General features: G+C 30.9%; 20 protein-coding genes. 12 read left to right on the forward strand and 8 right to left on the reverse strand.

The annotated features are described in order from the left end of the window. Window positions 1-46: 46 nt before the first annotated feature. Window positions 47-865, reverse strand: coding sequence for a hypothetical protein (locus tag ACLHDE_RS06690; protein WP_415398427.1), 819 nt, complete (start codon window positions 863-865; stop codon window positions 47-49). After that, entirely contained in the window at window positions 855-1,130 is a 276-nt protein-coding gene (locus ACLHDE_RS06695) for a plasmid mobilization protein (protein ID WP_415398428.1), read from the reverse strand. Before ACLHDE_RS06695 ends, ACLHDE_RS06690 begins: the two co-directional genes overlap by 11 nt. Before the next feature lie 120 nt (window positions 1,131-1,250). On the opposite strand from ACLHDE_RS06695, the gene ACLHDE_RS06700 reads away from it, so the two are divergent. The 6 genes from ACLHDE_RS06700 to ACLHDE_RS06725 all read left to right on the forward strand — a co-directional run bounded on the left by ACLHDE_RS06700 (window position 1,251) and on the right by ACLHDE_RS06725 (window position 7,394). Then, window positions 1,251-2,390 (forward strand): hypothetical protein, encoded by a 1,140-nt coding sequence (locus tag ACLHDE_RS06700; protein WP_415398429.1) that lies wholly within the window; start codon window positions 1,251-1,253, stop codon window positions 2,388-2,390. 220 nt (window positions 2,391-2,610) lie between these two features. Beyond that, window positions 2,611-2,754, forward strand: coding sequence for a hypothetical protein (locus tag ACLHDE_RS06705; RefSeq protein WP_415398430.1), 144 nt, complete (start codon window positions 2,611-2,613; stop codon window positions 2,752-2,754). A 238-nt stretch (window positions 2,755-2,992) separates the two neighbouring features. After that, window positions 2,993-4,306: a hypothetical protein gene (locus ACLHDE_RS06710; protein ID WP_415398431.1), complete on the forward strand. Its 1,314-nt coding sequence runs from the start codon at window positions 2,993-2,995 to the stop codon at window positions 4,304-4,306. 9 nt (window positions 4,307-4,315) lie between these two features. After that, window positions 4,316-4,597 carry a hypothetical protein gene (locus tag ACLHDE_RS06715; RefSeq protein ID WP_415398432.1) on the forward strand — a complete coding sequence of 94 codons (282 nt, stop codon included), beginning with the start codon at window positions 4,316-4,318 and terminating at the stop codon, window positions 4,595-4,597. Continuing rightward, a complete protein-coding gene (locus tag ACLHDE_RS06720; RefSeq protein WP_415398433.1) occupies window positions 4,594-5,676 on the forward strand; it encodes a tyrosine-type recombinase/integrase in 1,083 nt (360 codons plus the stop codon). Before ACLHDE_RS06715 ends, ACLHDE_RS06720 begins: the two co-directional genes overlap by 4 nt. A 152-nt stretch (window positions 5,677-5,828) precedes the next feature. Beyond that, window positions 5,829-7,394, forward strand: coding sequence for an EAL domain-containing protein (locus ACLHDE_RS06725; protein WP_415398434.1), 1,566 nt, complete (start codon window positions 5,829-5,831; stop codon window positions 7,392-7,394). Window positions 7,395-7,417: 23 nt separating this feature from the next. Here the strand turns inward: ACLHDE_RS06725 and ACLHDE_RS06730 are convergent, their stop codons facing one another. Further along, window positions 7,418-7,804, reverse strand: coding sequence for a class II SORL domain-containing protein (locus ACLHDE_RS06730; protein ID WP_415398435.1), 387 nt, complete (start codon window positions 7,802-7,804; stop codon window positions 7,418-7,420). 110 nt (window positions 7,805-7,914) lie between these two features. Beyond that, window positions 7,915-9,849, reverse strand: coding sequence for a methyl-accepting chemotaxis protein (locus tag ACLHDE_RS06735; protein ID WP_415398436.1), 1,935 nt, complete (start codon window positions 9,847-9,849; stop codon window positions 7,915-7,917). 148 nt (window positions 9,850-9,997) lie between these two features. Between ACLHDE_RS06735 and glyS the strand changes: the two genes are divergently transcribed. From glyS to ACLHDE_RS06750, 3 genes are read left to right on the forward strand one after another with little or no spacing between them, the layout of a single operon-like run. Then, entirely contained in the window at window positions 9,998-12,016 is a 2,019-nt protein-coding gene (glyS, locus tag ACLHDE_RS06740; protein WP_415398437.1) for a glycine--tRNA ligase subunit beta, read from the forward strand. Next, on the forward strand, window positions 12,009-13,088 hold the full coding sequence (locus tag ACLHDE_RS06745; RefSeq protein ID WP_415398438.1) for an FkbM family methyltransferase: 1,080 nt from the start codon (window positions 12,009-12,011) through the stop codon (window positions 13,086-13,088). Before glyS ends, ACLHDE_RS06745 begins: the two co-directional genes overlap by 8 nt. Before the next feature lie 28 nt (window positions 13,089-13,116). Beyond that, complete coding sequence (locus ACLHDE_RS06750; protein WP_415398439.1) at window positions 13,117-14,547, forward strand: PDZ domain-containing protein; 1,431 nt, start codon at window positions 13,117-13,119, stop codon at window positions 14,545-14,547. Between the two features lie 52 nt (window positions 14,548-14,599). Here ACLHDE_RS06750 and ACLHDE_RS06755 read toward each other — a convergent pair whose 3' ends face one another. The 3 genes from ACLHDE_RS06755 to ACLHDE_RS06765 all read right to left on the reverse strand — a co-directional run bounded on the left by ACLHDE_RS06755 (window position 14,600) and on the right by ACLHDE_RS06765 (window position 16,165). Then, window positions 14,600-15,349, reverse strand: a complete 750-nt coding sequence (locus ACLHDE_RS06755) for a hypothetical protein (RefSeq protein ID WP_415398440.1) — start codon at window positions 15,347-15,349, stop codon at window positions 14,600-14,602. 314 nt (window positions 15,350-15,663) lie between these two features. Continuing rightward, entirely contained in the window at window positions 15,664-15,948 is a 285-nt protein-coding gene (locus tag ACLHDE_RS06760) for a type II toxin-antitoxin system RelE family toxin (protein WP_415398441.1), read from the reverse strand. Between the two features lies 1 nt (window position 15,949). Beyond that, a complete protein-coding gene (locus ACLHDE_RS06765) occupies window positions 15,950-16,165 on the reverse strand; it encodes a hypothetical protein (protein WP_415398442.1) in 216 nt (71 codons plus the stop codon). A gap of 137 nt (window positions 16,166-16,302) precedes the next feature. Here ACLHDE_RS06765 and ACLHDE_RS06770 point away from each other — a divergent pair, with 137 nt between their 5' ends. From ACLHDE_RS06770 to ACLHDE_RS06780, 3 genes are all read left to right on the forward strand, one after another. Beyond that, window positions 16,303-17,064 carry an alpha/beta hydrolase gene (locus ACLHDE_RS06770; protein WP_415398443.1) on the forward strand — a complete coding sequence of 254 codons (762 nt, stop codon included), beginning with the start codon at window positions 16,303-16,305 and terminating at the stop codon, window positions 17,062-17,064. Beyond that, complete coding sequence (locus ACLHDE_RS06775; RefSeq protein ID WP_415398444.1) at window positions 17,064-17,810, forward strand: ElyC/SanA/YdcF family protein; 747 nt, start codon at window positions 17,064-17,066, stop codon at window positions 17,808-17,810. The genes ACLHDE_RS06770 and ACLHDE_RS06775 overlap by 1 nt, the downstream gene beginning before the upstream one ends. A gap of 78 nt (window positions 17,811-17,888) precedes the next feature. After that, window positions 17,889-19,901 (forward strand): LTA synthase family protein, encoded by a 2,013-nt coding sequence (locus ACLHDE_RS06780; protein WP_415398445.1) that lies wholly within the window; start codon window positions 17,889-17,891, stop codon window positions 19,899-19,901. On the opposite strand, the gene truA is transcribed toward ACLHDE_RS06780, so the two are convergent. Further along, window positions 19,902-20,612, reverse strand: a complete 711-nt coding sequence (gene truA / locus ACLHDE_RS06785) for a tRNA pseudouridine(38-40) synthase TruA (RefSeq protein ID WP_415398446.1) — start codon at window positions 20,610-20,612, stop codon at window positions 19,902-19,904. Window positions 20,613-20,614: the final 2 nt, after the last annotated feature.

Below are 20,614 nucleotides of genomic sequence, written 5' to 3' on the forward strand. Positions count from 1 at the left end.
ATAATTATATATTAAAGCTGAAAAAGTCTTCTTATTAGAACAACTTCTATAAATTAGACATATTCTCATCCATATGATTATATTGACAAGGTTTTATTTTTAATTGTTTAGTTGTCTTAGAATAGGTAAGTACATTATCATCAGAGATAAATAAGATACTTGTAACATCAGAACTTTTTAAATTTATGCATTCATGTCGTTTACTAAAATCTGATTTTAATGCAACCTCTATAGTATAATCCTTTAACACTTTTTCATTAAAAAAGTATAGTAGCTTTGATGTTGTAGATAAAACTATTACAAAAATAATAAAAATAACAATACTTTTAATGGTTTCACTTAGTGAGACAATATTATAGTTAAATACATATTTTAAAATAAGACCCAAAATAATAAATCCAGATAATAATTGAATGTATATTACTGGGTACATTAACACTTTTAAGGCAACTACAGGAAGATAAAACACAGTCAGAAATACAGTTGTTATAGGAAATAATTTTGGGTCTATATGAAAAATTTCATTTATTAAAGACATAGCATACGATAAGGCAAACATTGAATACAAAGCTAAAGTAAACACTACTATTGATTTTATCCAAATTTGTTTACTTAATATTTTATACATAATAGAATCCTGTATATATATAATTAATATTAAAAATGGAATATATATTGGTGCAAAAATTGTAAGAAATTTTGTATAGATTGAAGTTGCCACAAAACCCAATCCAAGTGTTATAAAAATTGTTACATATATCAGGAATAAAAAAATAATTGAACAGTTCTTTTTAGTTAGTTTAGACTTTAGCTTTTTAGTCTTTATAAAATATTTTGATACATTCATCATTTTTTCATTTCTCATGCTTTATTTTTTCCCAATAATCCTGACCTTTAAAGTTCTTCTCATAAAAAGCCATAGTATTTTGTACTATCGGTAAGAGACCTATATTATTCAACATTTCCATATTTCCAAGGTCTCCCAATAATACATTTCTAATAAGTCTAGATTTGTTCATGTTCATCTTTTTAGCAAGTTCTTCAATACGCTCATTCTCTTCTTTTGATACTCTAAAGCGTATCTCAATATCTCTTTTGTCTTCTTTTTTTGGTCTTCCTACTGTTGCCATTTGTCACTCCTATTTGTGAGATTATACACTATTAACTGATTATTGTCTTGACAAATATTAATTCAATACGCTAATATTCTTTTATGTAGATACAAATATTATAATACGTAGGAGTTAATTATGGCGAAATCAAATGGAAAAACAACGGTTATCTATTCAAAACAATTCAACGACTTTAAAATAGTTTCACTAAGAACTGTCAAAAATAAAAAATATAAGTCTTGGTTCTCAGTAGATAAATATAACTATCTAATAAATTCAGTCAACAATATTAAAGATGAAATTCAATTATATAAACTAAGAGAAGATATTCATTTTTTACCATATTTACCTATTCGTAAATCATATTTAAATAATACTCTTGAAGCTTTTAATTACTATTCAAATGAGCAAGGTTATAAACTACCATATATAGATAAAATTATAAGTGACTTAAAAGATATAATAACCAAAGATGTTCCCTTCAAGCTAAATGGAGATATATATTTATATCATACATATAAAATATTAGGCTTAATTAGAGATTCTTTTTTAGCCTATGAACTCTCTAATAATAAAGAATTTAAAAAAAATACAATTGCTAGGTTTAAACGAAGTAAACAATCTTTTCAGCAAAACCAAAAAAGACAAAGAAAACTCTACTTACAACACAAAAAAAAGAATAAAAATGCTAAAGTAAAATCTAAATCTACTTACCTCCTACATTCTTTCATGTACCGAACACTTAACTATAGAGATAAATATTTAAAAATTTTTATGGGTTATTTTGCAATGATGGGCATAGATAATATAAAAATACTTAATAACAATGATTATGAGTCAAATAAATTAAAAAAAGCACTAAATCTGTTTATGTCTGCTCAAGTAACAAAAGAAGATTGTGCTAATAGCCTTTCATCTGTTTTATATTTTTATTTACATTTTAAAATGAGATTTAAAAAAACAAATGCTTTACAATATACAAAATATTTAGTCGATAAAATCTATGGTATTTCAAATAACTACACAGGAAGTGAATTATTAAAAAATATACATATTAGTGAGGTTGTAGGTTCTCATATAGTCTTTGGATTTAGCACTAAAACTAAAATAATATCTGAACATCAAAAAGATTATTTAGAAAACACATTATTGAGTGCCCTTGAAGATGTACATATTAATAAAGATAAATTTGCAATAGACCAGATAAGACCAATTATCAATAACCCTCTTATATCTTATGTTTTAATGACGCCAATGGAACTATTAGAAAAATACTAGTAAAAGTTCCGAATTATTTCATATGCCAATCCCCTATAATTTTATCAGTCGAGACAAATAAACAAACATAACCAAGCTTGGTTAATTCAAAAAGGATTAACCCATGTTAAAACTAATCGCACTTCTAAATAATGTGTACCGTACGGATTCGTATTTGAACCGTGAAACTAAAGTTGAGACTCCGTCTCGTAATAAATTCCAATTAATGGTCAAAAAGCCAATGAAAAATGGAACCACAAAGCAAGAGCTTATAGACCTTAGCGTTAAAGATGAAGTATATAACAAATACAAAGATTCAATAGGAAAAACTATTGAGGTAGATGTTGGGTATTTTGGACAGAACATAACCTTCTTCGGAATCTAACCACAAAGCTCAGAGAGTCGTAGAGTCTCTAAACTGGTAACTAGCTTTTATAGATGTCGGCTAGCGGAGCCTCATCCGCTAGAGATAACTGTGAAAGCAGTTACCAATCACACAAACACAAAAAACTATTGTTGATTGATAAATCTCAAAGGCTATAGCTATGCCTAAAATATATCAATTTAATTGTCAAGGGGGTTTTAGTAACACCCCCTGACTTAAGTCATAAAGGAAGTATAAAATGAAAGGTAAGAATATAAAAAAGATACCTCATGTATCTGGGATAGACGCACTATACTACTTCGCTCAAAGTGGTGGTAACTATGATAACTACTATATGAACATTATAGACCAAATAGAAGATAAAAAAGCAGAGTTCACAGCTCTTAATTATGCTTATGCAGATAATGACATAATCATAACTATAAACGATATAGATGTAAAATATAGCGGTATGGGTAGAGATGGCTTCTTGTGGTTTAACCATGAGTTCTTTAGAGTTGGATTTAAAGATTCTGAGAAATCTCAAAACATTAATAACATAAGAGTTCAACTAAATGCTATAGGTATCTATACACTGGGTATCAAATCTCTAGTAGAGTATATCAACACTCAACTACTAAAAGGTTCACTACTAAGTACTAACTACTTTCCAGTAACTAGAATAGATGTAAATATGTTTGTACAACATAATTTCAACTATCTTAAAAAAGAGATGATACTTTCTAAAAAGAAAACTCATAGTGCAAATATTGGTGAGCGTTCAACTGGTTATGAACTAGAAACATACTATGTAGGTAAAAAGCCTTTCTTACTTAGAATCTATAACAAGTTAAAAGAGTTAGAAGTAGGCTCAGCAATTAAAAGAGAGCTAATGCATAACTACTTTTTAATAAATGGATTGGATACTAGAAAGCCTATCTTTAACGTTGAGTTTGAGTATCATAGAGAGTTTTTAAAACAGTACAATATAGACACTATAGAAGACGCACTAGAGCGCTCTCAAAGTTTATTTGAATTAGGATGTGATTTAGTAAAGATACTTGATATATCATCTTTAACAGAGGCACAGATAAACTCATCCAATCGTAAAAGAGCAGATATATTACCTATATGGCAATATATATCAACTCACTATGATAGTAAAGAGTTTATGCAGATAGCTACTCCAATGGAGAAGATAGAGCGAATCTCTTATAGATACTCACTAGAAGACGCTAGAAAACCCATTAAGAGACAGATAACTAGATTACTACTTCATGGTAATGCTCCAACACTCTTTTACTTCTATGAGCTACTACAGAACTCTAAAGAAGATTATGAACTAAGACAAAACATCAAGCAAGTTTATAAAGATAACAAAGAAGATAACCCAACATTCAAAGATGATTTAAAATCATACTCAAATGAGGGATTACAGAACTTTGAAAAGAAACTCTCTAAAGAGATGATGGGCATAGATATTAAAGATGAACAATATGATGAACTTCTTCATGCTTATAATGAGTTACATGACGAGCTTGTTTGTCGTGGGCTTGTTGAGTTTCCGTTTTAGGAGTTAAAAATGAATACTCAAGCTTTTGAAAATTTAGAGTTGATACCAGAACTTTTAACTAAAATCGGTTTAATAGCTGAGAGAATGGCTAAACTAGCACCACCAATTACTAGTAAAAAAGAAGTTGCAAGGTTTTTAAATAAGTCAGAGAGAACTGTTAATAATTACATAGAGCAAGGTTTATTAAGAGAGGGTTATCACTTTTATAGAAAAAATGCTAGAATACTAGTGTTTATAGAGGACGCTATTTTAGAGTTTCGTGATAAGCGAGACAAAGGAATAGTAAGGTGAAAAAGTTAAGATTTAAAAACCGTAATGGTATTTTATATTTTGGAGTAGGGGATAAATTAATATCATCTAAACTCAAATTTACAAGGGTAAATAAAAATATCATTATTGGTAAGTTCAGAGATGGCAAACTAAATGAGGAATTAGGCATAGGTGTAAATGAAGGAATACCTATGATAAATGATTTACTAGATGATGTTATGCAGAGTAAAACAACATTTGTAAAACATAAGACTTTGCTTGCTTACAAAGCTACTTTGAAGCATAGTATTTTGCCATATTTTGAAGATACACCAGTAAGTAGCATTAAACCAATAGCTATAAAAAAATGGCATGATATCCTTATAGCTAAAGGTTTAAAGAGGCAGTCAATATCAACTGCCCGAGTTCTTTTAAAAGAAGCATTTAATTTTGCAATCATGAGTGAATATATGGAGACTAATCCAGTTATTATGGTGCAACTTCCAAGAATGAAAAGGACAAAGAAAAAGCAAGAACCTTTTACTTTGGATGAGATAGATTTAATTTTAGATAATTGCCCTAATCAACAAGTGAAAAATTTTCTTGGTATATCATTTTTTACGGGAATGAGGTCGGGAGAAGTTTTAGCATTGGAGTGGAGTGATATTGATTTTGAAACAGACACTATATCAATAACAAAAACAATTGCACAAGGAACAATAAATACTCCAAAAACATATTCAAGTTACAGAGATATTGAAATGTTACCAAGTGCTAGAAGATTTTTTAAAAGTCAACAGCTTCAAACGGGAATAAAAGATAGTTATCTATTCTTTAATACAAAAGGTAATTATTATGGAAGTACTTTAGCTCTGTATAAAAACTATAAAAGTATTTTAACTGAGTTAAATCTTGAACATAGAACACTACATAATACTAGACATACATTTGCAAGTATGATGTTAAATAATGGAATAGACCCAATGTGGGTTTCAAATACTTTAGGACATGAAAATCTAGATATTACTCTGAAAGTATATACTCACTTCATGCCAAAAAAAGAAAAAATGGTTATAGACTTTTTAGACAAAAGATACAAAAATGGTACCGATAACCACTAGTATTTTAAATATCTGTTAAAAAAAGCGGTACAAAAGCGGTACAAAAAACCCACAAACATCGTGAATTACGATGGTATATTTAAAGTGTGGTTAAAATCTACTTTAGAATACTTTTATGGTAGAATAGTGATATAAAAAGTATGATATATAGCATGATAAAAGGAGAGGTTATCTTACAAATAAAAAGTTTTATATTAACATCATCTACTGAGGTCAGTGGTATTGTAAGGAGTGTCTTGGAGATACACAATACAAATTTATTAATACATCTTTCTTCTTATATGCACAATACAGTTCTTGTTCAAAACTTGAAATTAGAGTTAGAGAAGAAATTTCCTAAAGCTAAACTTGTTATGCTTAAACATGATGACAAGTCTCATACATCTGTGGTTGTTTATGACTTAGATAAAAAAACAGAGATAAAAGATATAAGTGATGAAGTTCTCAGAGAAATTCAGCTGACTGAGGAAGCAAAAGCAGATGATCTTAAAAATTGTAAAAAACAATTACTAAATAAATATTTTACAGATCATTTAACAAGTTTTCCAAACCTATACCAACTTCGAAAAGATTTATATGATAACGAAAACTTCGGGTTAATCACAATAGCAATAGATAATTTCGTAACTATTAATAATTTTTATGGATTTATGGTTGGAGATTATATAATCGAACAAGTTGGTAATTATCTTGTAGAAAATATGGATGAAAAAATATATAGAGTATCTGGAACAGAGTTTACTCTCTATTTAGAAAAAAGTTTAGATTTCTATGATCTAAAAGATTACTTAACAAAACTTTACCAAAAAGTAAAAAATGTAACAATTAGATACCAAGAAAATGATATAAGTGTAAGTATGACACTTGCCTCATGTGTAAACTCAAATCAAGAAAATCTTTTCTCTAAGGTATCAATGGCTCTAAAATATGCAAAAGATCATAGACTTCCATTTTGGATATATGAAGATAGAATGCGTTTTGAAAATGAGTATGAGAGAAATTTAAGTATTTCTAATGTAGTTAGACATGCGGTAGAAAATTCAAAAATTATTCCATATTTTCAACCTATCATAGATAATAATACATTAAAAATAAACAAATATGAGTGTTTAGCAAGACTTTTAGATGAGGATGACAATATAATCTCTCCATCTCTGTTTATACCTATCTCAAAGCGTATCAAGGTGTACAATCTTGTTACAAAAACAATTATTGACAAATCTTTTGAAGTTTTTGAAAAAAATGATTATGAATTTTGTATAAATATCTCTATGGAAGATATGATAAATAGTGAAATGTTTAATTTTATACTAAATAAACTAAAGTATAGCAATGCTTCAAACAGAGCAGTATTCGAGATTGTAGAATCTGAAGCAATACAGGATTTTGAAAAGATTGAACGTTTCATCAATGAGATAAAAAGATATGGAGCCAAAATAGCTATAGATGATTTTGGTGACGGCTATTCAAACTTTTCTTATTTAATTAAAATGAATGTTGATTTTTTAAAGATAGATGGTTCTCTTATAAAAGATATAGATACTGATAAAAACTCTTACTTGGTTGTTGAGACAATAGTTGATTTTGCAAAGAAGTTAGGCGTAAAAACTATTGCAGAGTTTGTTCATTCAAGTACAGTTATGGATAAAGTTAAATCAATGGGGATTGATTTTTCTCAAGGTTATCATATAGATAAACCATCATTGAACATAGAATAAAGAGGCTTAAAGCCTCTTTTAAATTATTGAGCTACGTCTACAGTAACTGGAGTGCCTTCCCAAATACCGTGCTTAGTACAGTATCCGTGAGCAACTAGATTTAGTTTTTTACCAGTTGGGATGATTGTAAAAGTTGTAGTATTGTGAGCCTTAGTATTTCCTAGAGTTCCTGGAACATAAGAAGCCTGAGCTAATTTAGTTTCACCATTAAAAAGAGTTATAGACTCGATATAGTGATCAAAATCATCTGGATGAGTATATTCATTACCCATTTTTACAGTTACTTCAAATGGCTCACCAGCTTTAGCAGTGTTTTGGCAGTGAATAAATGGAGAGTGACGGTCTATTAAGTCCTTTTTTGCTTCTCTTTCTACAGTATCAATATCAACGTACTTGTTAATCTTTGGCATTTGGATTCCTTTTGTTTTTTAAATTTTTATACGGTATTGTAACTTATAATCATTTACTACAACATAAATAAGAGTTTATTTGTCTTATTTAAGAAAAGTTTTATAAATGACTATAATGTTTTAGCACCACAGAAGATTCTGTTGTTGCCTTTGTCTATAGCATATACAATCTGGTATCTACTATTAGCCAAGTTTTGGTAGATATCACTATAGAAACCGACTGTTATTTGATCACCGTTAATTGATTTTTGATTTATATCTTTATCCATAAAGTAAAATGCTATACCGCTCTCATTAGCATCAAAGAGATAAGCCTCTTCACTAAAATTATTAGACTTAACGATACATTTCTCAGGTGGAGAAATTATACTTCTATCTACTTCTCTTTTATTAAGTACTGCCTGAAAACCATCACTAAGTGCTTTTAATTTTGTACTTTCATTCATTATTTCTATAATTGTCTCATCTAATATTTTAGAGTTTTTAAGTGAAATATTGGAATATTCACCAATACTATTCAATCCATTAAATACAGATTTTAATTGTTCTAACTGTATATCAAACTTCTCTTGGAAAATATTTATAGAGTTAACTGTTGTGTAAAGAGTTTCATGAACAGAATTAAAGTTATTTTCAAGGTGTTCAGATTTTTCTTTTAGTTCTGCAAAAATATCTTTTGTAGCGTCTGTGTCACTTGTAACATCGCCAATACTTTGCTCAATACTACTGATAACACCTTTTATCTCATTTGCACTGCTTTGTGATTTTTCAGCTAGTTTTCTGACTTCATCAGCAACAACTGCAAACCCACGTCCATGTTCACCTGCACGAGCGGCTTCTATGGCAGCATTAAGTGCCAGTAGGTTTGTTTGGTCAGCTATATCAGATATTGCTCCAATAGCACTTGAAACTTCCTCAGATAGAGTTCTAAGTGCCTCTACTGAGCCTGCAGTTTTTTCAATCGACTGATAAACTTTGTCTGTACTATCCATATTAGAAGCTAATATCTCTTTGCCGTCGTCTACACTCTGTATAGATCTTTTTGAATCATCTCTTAATGTACTCATGTTTTCTAAAAGTTCTTCATTAGATTTACTCACACTATTGATGAACGCTAGTGACTCTTTGACAACATTGTTTTGCTCTTCAACCATTTTCGAGTTGTCATCAACTTTTACTGTAGCGTATGAAGCGTTAAATGTTATATCTTTTGATTGTTCAACAACATTTTGAATAACAGGTTGAAGAGTATCAGCAGTTTTTTTAAGATGTCTGATTATTCTGTCAAATTCATTTTTTGTAAAGCTATTTTTAATTAGCTCTCCTTCAAGCTCTTTATCTAAAACAAAATTGCCATTTTCTATTTTAAAAATAATATCGAGTACTCTTGAAACTCTTTTTGTAATCTCATAATGAAAGAAAAGTTGGATTACTATTAGAACTAGTACAATGTTTAAAAACCAGTTTAGTCCCATCAAAAATATGTTGTTATCAAGAACTATATTATAATCAATAAGGTCAATTTTAACATTTTCTACAGCTATAATATTTCCAGGATTCCACGTAGGATGACACATCTTACATCTTTCTTCCGCCTCAATTGGACGAGCAAGAATATAGTAGTCTTTTCCATCTTCTACAACAAATTTATCTTTTTGTTTTACATCTCTATTATTTGCAAAGTAGTCTATTAGAGTCTCTTCATAATCAACAGCTCTATTTCTCTCTAACGTAGGCTCTTTTGAAGCTTGTTTGAAAAATATTTTTCCTTGGGAGATGTCTGTAAATCTTTTAAATACCTCATTTTGAATGACTTGTGGAATTTCAGGACTTTCTCCACTAAAGAACTTTTCATTTCTACTCTCTAGAAGTACACCTGCAAAGTTAAGTATAGATTCTGCTTTTGTCTTGAGGTTGTTATTGTACTCATTTTTATTTTCAGTATATAGTTTCCAATAAGCTGCTGTTGTAACAATTACTATTGTAAAAAATATTATTAAAGAGAATGCTGTACTAATCTTGAATTTTCTAAGAAACGCTAACATAATACTACCTTTTGAAATCTTTTATATAGTTATAGACAATAATAGTAGTTGAATCATGCTTTAAATCTAATAAATGAAATCATTACTAAAAGAACTCTTTAACCAAAAAGTAGATAAAATCGCGCTAATTTAATTAAAGAGTACAAATATGTTAAAACCGCTACTGATAGAGATTGGTGTTGAAGAGTTACCGGCTGTTCCACTTTTAAAAGAGTTGAAAAATATTGAGAAAAAATATGTTGATATTTTAGAGAAAAATTCACTTCTAGGTGAGTTTGAATTTTACTATACTCCTCGTCGTTTAGTTATTTGGCATAGAGAGTTCAAAACTCAGCAAGCTGACAGTGTAGAAGAGTTCTTTGGTGCACCTATTGCCGTTGCATATAAAGACGGAGAGCCTACACCTGCGGCAAACGGTTTTGCTAAAAAGTGTGGAGTTGCACTTAGTGAGATAGGTAAAGCTGAAAAGGGCGGCAAAGAAGTTCTTTACTACAAAAAAGATATTAAGGGTAAAGAGTCAACTGAACTGTTGTCAGACATCATTAATACTTGGATTAAATCATTAGACTTTGGTAAGTCTATGAGATGGGGAAGTTCTAGTGAGAGCTTCATTAGACCTATCCGCTGGGTAAATGTACTTTTGGGAGATGAAGTTGTAGATGTAGAGCTTTTTGGAGTTCGTTCTAAAAAAGAGACATTTGTTCACCGCATATCTAACTTTGACTCTGTTAGCATCTCCGGTGCTAAAGAGTATTTTGATATTTTAAAAGAGGGCGGGGTTACACTTTTTCAAGAACAAAGAAGAGAAGACATCTTAAATAACTTTGCATCTTTAGAAAAAGACAATGGAATCAACATCGAAGTAGATGCTGATCTGCTTGATGAAGTTGTAGCTATTACTGAACATCCAACTGCACTCCTTGGCTCATTTGAGGAGGAGTTTTTGAGACTTCCTCCTGAAGTTATCATCACTTCTATGAAAGAGCATCAAAGATATTTTCCAGTATTTAAAGATGGCAAACTTTTAAACAAGTTTGTTGTGGTCTCAAATGCACTTACAAATGACTTCTCTGAAGTTATAGAGGGAAATGAAAGAGTTCTTCGTCCTCGTTTAGCTGATGGACTTTTCTTTTACGATAACGATTTGAAAAATGGACTAAGAACAGACGGACTTGAAAAAGTTGCATTCTTTAAAGGTCTCGGCAGTGTTGCGGACAAGATTCAAAGAGAAGCAAAAATAGCCAACACACTTTTTGACATATATAAAATAGATGCTAAAAAAGAAGATTTAAACAGAGCTGTTAACTTAGCTAAAGCTGATTTGACAAGTGAGATGGTTTATGAGTTTACAGAGCTTCAAGGTCTTATGGGTGCTTATTACGCAAAAGAGCAGGGTGAAACAGGGGAAGTAGTAACAGCTATAAAAGAGCAGTACTTACCAGATGGAGAAGATAGCGCGCTTCCTTCAACTCCTATGAGTGCAATAATTGCTATGAGTATAAAGCTAGATACTCTTTTAGCTCTATTTAGTGTAAATCAAGTACCGACAGGCTCACGTGACCCATTTGCTCTTCGTCGTGCAGTAAATGGTCTTATACGAATTACTTCAGAGTACAACATGGCGTTTGATATAGTAGAAACTATGAAAGAGTTAGCATCTGGATATTCCCAGATAGATATGCAAAAGTTAGAGAGCTTTTTCCTAGAGCGAGTTAAGCAGTACTACAAAGTAAACCCTTCCATAGTTGAAGCGGTTCTTGCATCTGGAGAGAGAGAAATAGTTGCTATGGGTAAAAAGATAGCGGCACTAGATGCTATAGCTAACGCCGAGGGTTTTAGTGAGTCTTTTTCTACATTTAAGCGTGTTGCTAACATCACTAAAGATATTGACCTATCACAAGATATGAGTGTAGACATAAAACTCTTTGAAGATAAAGCAGAAGAGATTCTTTTTGAAGCATATAAAAATGTAGCAGTAAAATCATATGACTCTTATGAAGAAGAGTTAGATGCACTTCTAGGTCTTAAACCTGAACTTGATAAGTTCTTTGAAGATGTAATGGTAAACGCCCAAGACGCGGCTGTTAAAAACAACAGAAAATCTTTAGTGGCATCTATCTATAAAAGTATCTTGAAAATTGCAGATATAAAAGAAGTTAGTGTTTAATCTAGTAGATTTTAACTATGTCAATGAAAAAGATAGGAGGCTCACAGAGCTTTTCCTATCTCCAAAAAATACCACAAAAAAATACATCCTCGGTATAAACAAACTCACAAAGTCAATCCTCAAACATATAGAAGTCGATGGCATTATAGATGATTTTACTAGAGTTCAAAAGTCTCGTAAAAAGTCAGTTCTTAGCATCGATGAAGTGCCAAAAGACTCCATTATACTCTCAGCATCTACAGGAAGTCCACTAGAAGTTAAAAACACTCTAGATACACAAGGCTACACCAACTTTAACTATCTATCATTTTACAAATACTCAAAACTTCCCTTGGCTGCGCCTCCATTTATACTTGACTTTGAAGATGATTTTAAAGAAAATCGTGATGAGTATGCTTATCTTTATAACTTACTAGAAGATGAAAAGTCTAAAGAAGTTTTTACAAAAGTGCTTAACTTTAAAATCTCGTTTGATTTGGAGTTTATGCAAGGCTTTACAAACAAGCATGAAGAGCAGTATTTTGATAAAGAGATAATACCTAAGATAAAAAATATATGTTTTGTAGATGGTGGTGCATATGTCGGTGATACCATACCTCAAATAATAAAGAATTTTTCAGATTATAAAAAAATCTACGCTATTGAACCAAATAACTTACATATAAATATAGCAAAAAGAGATTTTGGAGATATGAAAAATATAGAGTTTATCAACTGTGGTTTGGGTTCTTGTGAAGAACTAAATCCTCAGAACATAGATGAGAAACAAAATAATTGTGACCATAACTACCAAGCGACTGACATAAATAGCATTGACAATATAGTAAAAGAAAAAGTTGACTTCATAAAGCTAGATATCGAAGGTGCAGAACAAGATGCAATAGATGGTGCAAAAGAGACTATAAAGCAGTATAAACCCATTTTGGCTATTTGCATCTACCATAAAGCAGAGGATTGGTATAAAATTCCTCAGAAGGTCTTGAGTATAGAGAGTGAATATAAAGTTTATTTACGACACTATATGGAAGGGATATTTGAGAGTGTTCTTTATTTTATCCCAAAAAAAAGATAGAATAAATACCAATTTAAAAAGGTACAACATGAAAAAACTACTATATATACTACTCGCTACACTACTAAGCACAAATATATTGGCAAATACTAAAGTTGAAGAATCCATTGTAAAGATATATACAGTCTCTAAAACACCAAACTATATGACACCTTGGAACTCTAATATAAAAAGATCTCATGGATCTGGAAGTATTATTAATGGAAATGGAAAAAGAATACTTACTAATGCTCATGTAGTTGCAAATCAAACTTTTATAGAGGTAAAGCGTTATGGTTCATCTAAACGTTATGAAGCAAAAGTAGACTATATCTCACATCAAGCAGACTTGGCAATACTCACAGTTGAGGATGAGTCATTTTTTAAAGGCGCTAAGGCTTTAACATTTGGAGAGTTGCCAACTATACGACAAGAAGTCACGGTATATGGTTTTCCAATGGGCGGAGATAGTCTTAGTGCAAGCACGGGAATAGTTTCGCGAATTGAGCATAATATGTATGCACACTCTAAAGAGATATTCTTATCCATCCAGATAGATGCAGCAGTAAACCCAGGAAGTAGTGGAGGTCCTGCTATTAGTAATGGTAAGATAGTCGGTGTTGTAATGCAACAGATATCGAAGTCTCAAAATCTTGGTTATTTAGTTCCTGCAGAAATAGTCAAACACTTTTTAGATGATATAAAAGATAAAAAATATGATGGTTTTCCTCACCTTGGAGTCGGTTCTCAAAAACTAGAAAATGAGGCACTTAGAAGTGTAAATAAGATGGATAAAAATACAACAGGTGTTTTGATTATAGATATAGCTGAGAAATCGCCAGCTTATGAAAAAATCAAACCAGGTGATGTACTTCTTAGTATTGATAATAACAAGATAGAAAATGATGGAACAGTAGAGTTTAGACATCATCAATTTACATCTTACAAATACTATATAGATAAAAAACAACTTGGTGAGACTGTATCTATGAGTGTACTAAGAGACGGGAAGAAAAAAGAACTCTCAATAAAACTTAATAATATAGCAGATGATAACCTCATGGTTGATACTGTAATTTATGATGAAATGCCCAAGTATTACATATATGGAGGTTATGTTTTTTCTCCACTAAGCAGAAACCTACTTTTAAACAGTCGCTCAACTCTTCTTAGTCTTAGAGAAGCAGCATCTAAGTGGGCTACGCAAGATAGAGAAGATGTTGTCCTACTTTTAAAAGTTCTTGCATCTGATATAAGTAGAGGAGACCATAATTTTTCTCTTTGGATAATAGATAAAGTAAACTCTAAAAAGTTCAAAAATTTCAAAGAGTTTGTGAAGATAGTTAAAGATTTTGAAGGTAAACATATTATTTTAGAAAATGAAGATGGTGTTAAAATAGCTATTGAGAGAGAAAAAGCTTTAAAGATTGAAAAAAGTATATTAAAGAGATATAGCATCAAAAGTAGTGAGAGACTTTAGGTGTATGGCTTATCCCATCAAGATTATTTGCTCGATGGGATAAGAAGTTTGATTAAGATAATTTTTGGATAGTTGGAGGGTTTGTTCTAAAAGCATTTTTAAAAGCGTTTATACGTTTTTCTTTTATCTTTCCAACCGCTAATGGAGATAAGAAGTACGCTACATCTATACACTCGTGGGCATCATAGTTATTATCATGAGTAAAATATACTTCTTTACCTAACTTCAGAGCCTGAGCAGCAATATTTTTAGCATATGTGATAATTTCTTTATGATGTCTATCATACTTATGCCCACTTCCAAAATAAACGAACTTTCCATTTAGACTCATGTTTATATAGTCTTGATAGTTTAGTTTTTTATCATAACGAGTTAATTGGTTTGTGTTGTATTTATCTAAATCTGCATCCAGTTCTTCTAGTATAGGGGTAGGTTCAATATTTGCTTTGTTGAGGTTAAATAGGTACTTTATTTCTAAAAGTTTTCCTCGGTAACCATCTCTGATTGATTTTGAAAAAAGATTCATCATGTCATTGAAGTTTAGCTCATGAAATTCATCACTAAACTCGAAGCCTTGGTCTGCAAGTAGTGAGTCGCTATTAAATCCAAGAGGGCTAATTGTAGGATTATATAAAAAAATAGTCCCAGCTACTGTTTTACGCTTTTTTTTGAGCATATTTTCAAAGTCGTTAATGTCGATTTTTATATCTTCTCTATCTTCATCTTTTTCATTGATGTAAATGTAATGTTTTGTTAAGTATTCATGGTCGAAGTTTGTTGAAAATTGTCCGAATGTTTGCATATTTGTAGTCCTATAAAACTTTTACGAATTGTACTATCATTCTAATTACAGGTAAGTTAAAGCCATAAAAATTAACAAAAGGAGTGAAATAATCCTCGTCGCTTAAGGTTACAATTCATAAAAAAACTTACGAAAATCCGCTGAATTTAACTCCGACGTTGACATACACTAGGAGTTTTAAAAGTAAAAAGAATGTTAGACAGCTCTTTGTTTTGTGCGAACTCGTAGATATTTAGAACTTTTTTATTAAGTATATTTTTGATAGTATTTAGCAAAGAAGTGTCAAATTTATGATTATAAAATTTAATAAGTTTTTATCTATAAGCACTTTCACGAGTAGTTACGTGAACAACTAAAATAACAAGCTTATCTTCATATTTTTTATAGATAACTCTGTAAGAGCGAAGTTTTAGACGGTACAGTTCTTCTTTTTGACCTTGAAGCTTTTTTATTTTGCCAGTCTGCATAAGAGCTATTTCATATTCAGTTGAAAAACTTTCTATAAAGTCTTCTAGCGAATCAAGTATAAAAGCTTGAGAATGTTTCTCTACTTTTTTTAATTCTTTTTTTGAAGAAGTAGCAAATTCTAGTGTATACAAACTATAATCCTAGTTCTTTTCTCATTTCATCAAGTGATAGAGTAGGCTCATTTGCTTCAAGTCTCTTTTCTGCTTCTTTTAAATCTATATAATCAAAATACATATCAAGAGCAGAAGCTATTATATGACTTTTCTTTTCATTAAGTTCTTCAGCATAGCGAGTTATGTCATTATTTACAGATGTTGGTAAAGTTATATTTAATCTTACAGTATTCATAGTTTATTCCTTATTATGTGTATGATTATACACCTTATTATGTGTATAAGTCAATATCTTTAAAATAAAAAGTGTAACCATTTTGTAACTAAACCCCTATATATCTATTTATCAAGAGTTATACTATAATTCTTGACATGATTTATATTGCATTTTTACTTTTTACCTTTTTGATAATTTTGTTTGCCCTTTATCAGGGTCAATACTTCTTAATCTTCTCTCCAACATATTTTCGTGAGGGAGAGTTTAGTAGTGGTTGTGAGATATTCAGCATTACAGCTGATGATGAAGTTGAGCTTGAAGGTGTTGTTTATGAACCATCAGATGCTAAAAATACTATTCTTTTTTTTGGTGGTAGAGAACACGACAGTGTCGGACTTATAGATAGACTTGCCGAGAACTTTAAAGATAGTAGAATCATAACTTTTAACTATCGTTCCTATGGAAGAAGCGGTGGCGTAGCAAGTGAGAAAAATATTTTAAAAGATGCCTTAAAGATAGCCACGATTGTTCAAAAAAACTATGGTGATTTTTACATACTTGGTTTTTCTCTTGGTACAAGTGTAGCTGCATCTGTTGCAAGTAGACATAAAACTTTTGGAGTCTTTTTGCTAGGCGCATTTGACTCAATCCTTTTAATGGCAAAAACTAAGTATGGAGTTGTGTTTTCTTGGATGTTAAAATATAAATTTGACAATGTGGAATTTGTAAAAAAAATAAAAGCACCTACATATTTGTTTGCAAGCAAGAGTGATGAAGTAGTAGATATAAAAAATGCTAGAAATTTAAAAAACAGCGTTAAAGAGTTAGCTTTTTATAAAGAGTTTGATGGTTTGTCACACAAAGAACTGCTTTGGAATGATGAAGTAGTAAAAAATATTAATGGAGTGTTGTCATAATGGAATTAGGATTTATGTTAAAGAAGTTTATAACGTTTTTTATCGAGCCGTACGGGATGGTGTTCTCACTGTTTTTTGTAGGGTTGTACTTTTTGTTTATGAAAAAAGAAAAATCAGCTAAAGTTTTCTTATCTTTGTCGTTTGGATTTTTGTTCTTATTTTCTTATCCACCATTTGCAAATTTTTTAATCACAAAACTTGAAAATCAATATCCTAAATATGACTACAAGACTCAGGTGAGATATATTCATGTTTTAGGAAGTGGACACAATACCGACCCCTCTCAGCCTCTTTCTTCTCAAATAGGTGGTGCTAGCGTCAAAAGAGATTTAGAGGGAATCTTGATTCATAAATCACTAAAAAATTCTAAAATTATTTTTACTGGTTATGAGGGAAATACAAATGTTGCTACGGCAATTATGAATGCAAAATTGGCGGAGGCATTAGGAGTAAAAAAAGAAAATCTACTTGTTAATCCAAAACCAAAAGATACAAAAGAAGAAGCTGTTTTTACAAAGTCTATAGTAGGAGATGAAGCTTTTATTTTAGTTACTTCAGCTACTCATATGCCTAGATCTATGATGCTCTTTAAGTCTCTTGGACTAAATCCAATTCCTGCTCCTACAAACTTTTATAAAAAAGAGTTTAGCGGATTTTTAAAGGTACCAGAGATAGGTTCGTTTCAAAACTCTCAAATAGCTATGCATGAATACTGGGGAATTTTATGGAACAAATTAAGAAATTAGTTTTTTTGTTAATGTATGGGTAACTAAAATAATAGTAAACTTCCATAATATTTTTACATACAAAGAGAGTCAGTCAATATGTTTTTAAAACTTCCAAAAATTCTAAGATTTTTACTAATTTTTATCCCATCTTTAACACTACTATATGTTGTTATGAGAGTTGCTTTTTACATAGTTTTTAGTGACCCAACTTCTCCTTTAATTATAAGTGATTTTATTAAGTCTATGTGGCTTGGACTCAGGTTTGATCTTAGAATGGTAGTACTTATGATTTTACCGCTTTTTTTCCTTGGTGGTATAAAGTGGATAAGCCCTTTTAGATATGCTTTTGCTCGTAATTTTTGGTTAGTATACCTCAGTGGGATTTTTGCATTTTATTTTATGTTTTATGTAGTAGATTTTGGTCACTATGCATATTTAAATACTCGACTTGATTTCACAGCTATGAGATTTGCCCAAAATGCTGCTATATCAGCAGAGATGGTATGGGAAAGTTACCATGTAATATGGATATTAATTGGAATAGCTTTAGCGAATATTATTTTTATTTACCTCACATATAAACTTTTACTTCTTATATCAAAACAAGCAGATGCGACTTTAACTGTTAAAAAATCTATTGCCTTTGGATTTGGAGCATTTTTAATTCTTCTAGTTGCCGGTTATAGTAAGTTTTCTCAGTATCCTCTTCGTTGGAGTGAAGCTGCTTTTTCTAAACACCCATTTGCTACGCAACTAACATATAATCCTATTCATTACTTTTTTGATACTTGGAAAAATGGACGAGTCTCTTATGATAAAAAAGAAGTTGCAAAGTATTATCCTTTAATAGCAGACTATATAGGCGTAAAAGATAAAAATGAAAAGACTCTAAACTATAAAAGAAAAATAACTCCTAAACATCCAATAGGGAATAAACCAAATATCGTTATCGTTATTTTAGAGTCTTTTGCATCTCATAAGTCAAATGTATCTGGTAACCCATTGAATCCATCTCCCTATTTAGGTGATTTAGCTAAAAAAGGATATCTATTTAAAAACTTTTTCACTCCTTCAACTGGAACGGCACGTTCTATCTACACAACAATAACAGGTCTTCCTGATGTTGAGTTAAAAGGAACATCAAGTCGTAACCCTCTTATTGTAAACCAACATAGCATAGGACAAGACTTTAAAGGTTATGAGAAGTCTTATTTTATTGGTGGTTCTGCATCTTGGGGTAATATTCGCGGTATGTTAAATCAATCAATGGATGATTTAAAGTTATACGAAGAGGGTGACTATTCATCTCCTAGGAATGATGTTTGGGGTATCTCAGACATAGATTTGTTTCGTGAAGCCAATAAGGCTCTTTTAACTATGAAAGAACCTTTTCTATCAGTAATCCAAACTTCAGGAAATCATAGACCATATACAATTCCAGATGACAGTTATGGGTATGAACCAAGAACTGATATAAGTGAAGAAGAAGTAGTTAAGTATGGTTTTCACTCTGTTAAAGAGTATAACTCATTTAGATTTATGGACTACTCCATAGGTCATTTTATGGAGTCAGCACGTAAAAGTGATTACTATAAAAATACTATCTTTATTTTTTGGGGTGATCACGGTATTGATGGTAGAACAGGTCAGCATACATATGTTGGTGAGAGTAGCTCGTATCTAAGTTTAGGATCTCATAGAGTTCCTTTTGTTATATACTCACCACTTATAAAAGAGCCAAAAGTTTTTGATAAGGTTATTAGTGAGGTAGACGCATTTCCAACTATTGCATCTATGGCTAACATCTCCTATACTGCTACAACACTAGGTCGTGATGCCTTTGATGATAGTTATGACAGTAGTAGATACGCTTTTACCATTCAGCATAGTATAAATCCTATGATTGGTCTTGTTGGAGAAAAATACTATTTTAAAACAAGATCAGACGGCACAGGTTCTGGACTTTATGACATAAAAAGTGATACACCTCTAAAAGATCATTCAGCCCAAAACAAAGAGCTAGTTAAAAAGATGAAAGATCTGACTTATGGTATTTATGAGACTGCTAAATATATCCCATACTTCAATAAGCGTGAAGACGCTAAGTAATTAGTATTTAATGCGGGCTAGATAAAGTCCGTTGCTTGGTGAGGGTTTAATCTTGTAACTCTTTTTACATTTTAATTGTTCTTCTAACTCTATTGAATCTAGCTTTAGAAGTGCTCCAACCATCAAACGAATCTGACTTCTTAAAAATCCATTCGCTTCAAAATTTAGAACAATGTAGCCTTTGTGTCTATATGCAAAGGCTTTAAAAACTTCTCGAACACTACTTTTTGTATCACTTCCTGTTTTCATAAAGTTTGCAAAATCATGTTGCCCAATATAGAGTTTTATATTTTTCTCTATTATGTCAAAATTTACAGAGCTTAGAAATGTTACAAAGTTATCTTCAAAAGGATTGCTTCTTGATTCTTTGATAATGTATCTATAGACTCTTTTTTTAGCACTATATCTTGCGTGAAACTCTGCATCTACTTCTTTAACTGATTTTACTTGTATGCTAGAGGGTAACATCTCGTTTAAAATTCTTTTGAGTTTATTTAAATTATTCCAAAATGGAGGCAAGTCAATATGACAAACCTGACCTGTCGCATGAACACCCTTGTCAGTTCTCCCAGATGCAACTATTTTAGAGTTTATATTCAGCTGAGATATAACTTTTTCAAGATTTCCTAAAATGGTGTTTGATGAGCTTTTTTGTGCTTGAGAACCTAAAAAATTAGTACCATTGTAAGCGATAGTTAGAGCACAACGCATCT

Origin of the sequence: Sulfurimonas iocasae (assembly GCF_047716755.1) — a bacterium.
GTDB lineage: Bacteria > Campylobacterota > Campylobacteria > Campylobacterales > Sulfurimonadaceae > Sulfurimonas.

Bases quoted from the DNA above. Each gene is read 5' to 3' on its own strand.
- ACLHDE_RS06690 (WP_415398427.1), bottom strand. From the start codon at position 865: ATGAGAAATGAAAAAATGATGAATGTATCAAAATATTTTATAAAGACT.
- ACLHDE_RS06695 (WP_415398428.1), bottom strand. From the start codon at position 1,130: ATGGCAACAGTAGGAAGACCAAAAAAAGAAGACAAAAGAGATATTGAG.
- ACLHDE_RS06700 (WP_415398429.1), top strand. From the start codon at position 1,251: ATGGCGAAATCAAATGGAAAAACAACGGTTATCTATTCAAAACAATTC.
- ACLHDE_RS06705 (WP_415398430.1), top strand. From the start codon at position 2,611: ATGAAAAATGGAACCACAAAGCAAGAGCTTATAGACCTTAGCGTTAAA.
- ACLHDE_RS06710 (WP_415398431.1), top strand. From the start codon at position 2,993: ATGAAAGGTAAGAATATAAAAAAGATACCTCATGTATCTGGGATAGAC.
- ACLHDE_RS06715 (WP_415398432.1), top strand. From the start codon at position 4,316: ATGAATACTCAAGCTTTTGAAAATTTAGAGTTGATACCAGAACTTTTA.
- ACLHDE_RS06725 (WP_415398434.1), top strand. From the start codon at position 5,829: ATGATAAAAGGAGAGGTTATCTTACAAATAAAAAGTTTTATATTAACA.
- ACLHDE_RS06730 (WP_415398435.1), bottom strand. From the start codon at position 7,804: ATGCCAAAGATTAACAAGTACGTTGATATTGATACTGTAGAAAGAGAA.
- ACLHDE_RS06735 (WP_415398436.1), bottom strand. From the start codon at position 9,849: ATGTTAGCGTTTCTTAGAAAATTCAAGATTAGTACAGCATTCTCTTTA.
- glyS (WP_415398437.1), top strand. From the start codon at position 9,998: ATGTTAAAACCGCTACTGATAGAGATTGGTGTTGAAGAGTTACCGGCT.
- ACLHDE_RS06750 (WP_415398439.1), top strand. From the start codon at position 13,117: ATGAAAAAACTACTATATATACTACTCGCTACACTACTAAGCACAAAT.
- ACLHDE_RS06755 (WP_415398440.1), bottom strand. From the start codon at position 15,349: ATGCAAACATTCGGACAATTTTCAACAAACTTCGACCATGAATACTTA.
- ACLHDE_RS06765 (WP_415398442.1), bottom strand. From the start codon at position 16,165: ATGAATACTGTAAGATTAAATATAACTTTACCAACATCTGTAAATAAT.
- ACLHDE_RS06770 (WP_415398443.1), top strand. From the start codon at position 16,303: ATGATTTATATTGCATTTTTACTTTTTACCTTTTTGATAATTTTGTTT.
- ACLHDE_RS06775 (WP_415398444.1), top strand. From the start codon at position 17,064: ATGGAATTAGGATTTATGTTAAAGAAGTTTATAACGTTTTTTATCGAG.
- ACLHDE_RS06780 (WP_415398445.1), top strand. From the start codon at position 17,889: ATGTTTTTAAAACTTCCAAAAATTCTAAGATTTTTACTAATTTTTATC.
- truA (WP_415398446.1), bottom strand. From the start codon at position 20,612: ATGCGTTGTGCTCTAACTATCGCTTACAATGGTACTAATTTTTTAGGT.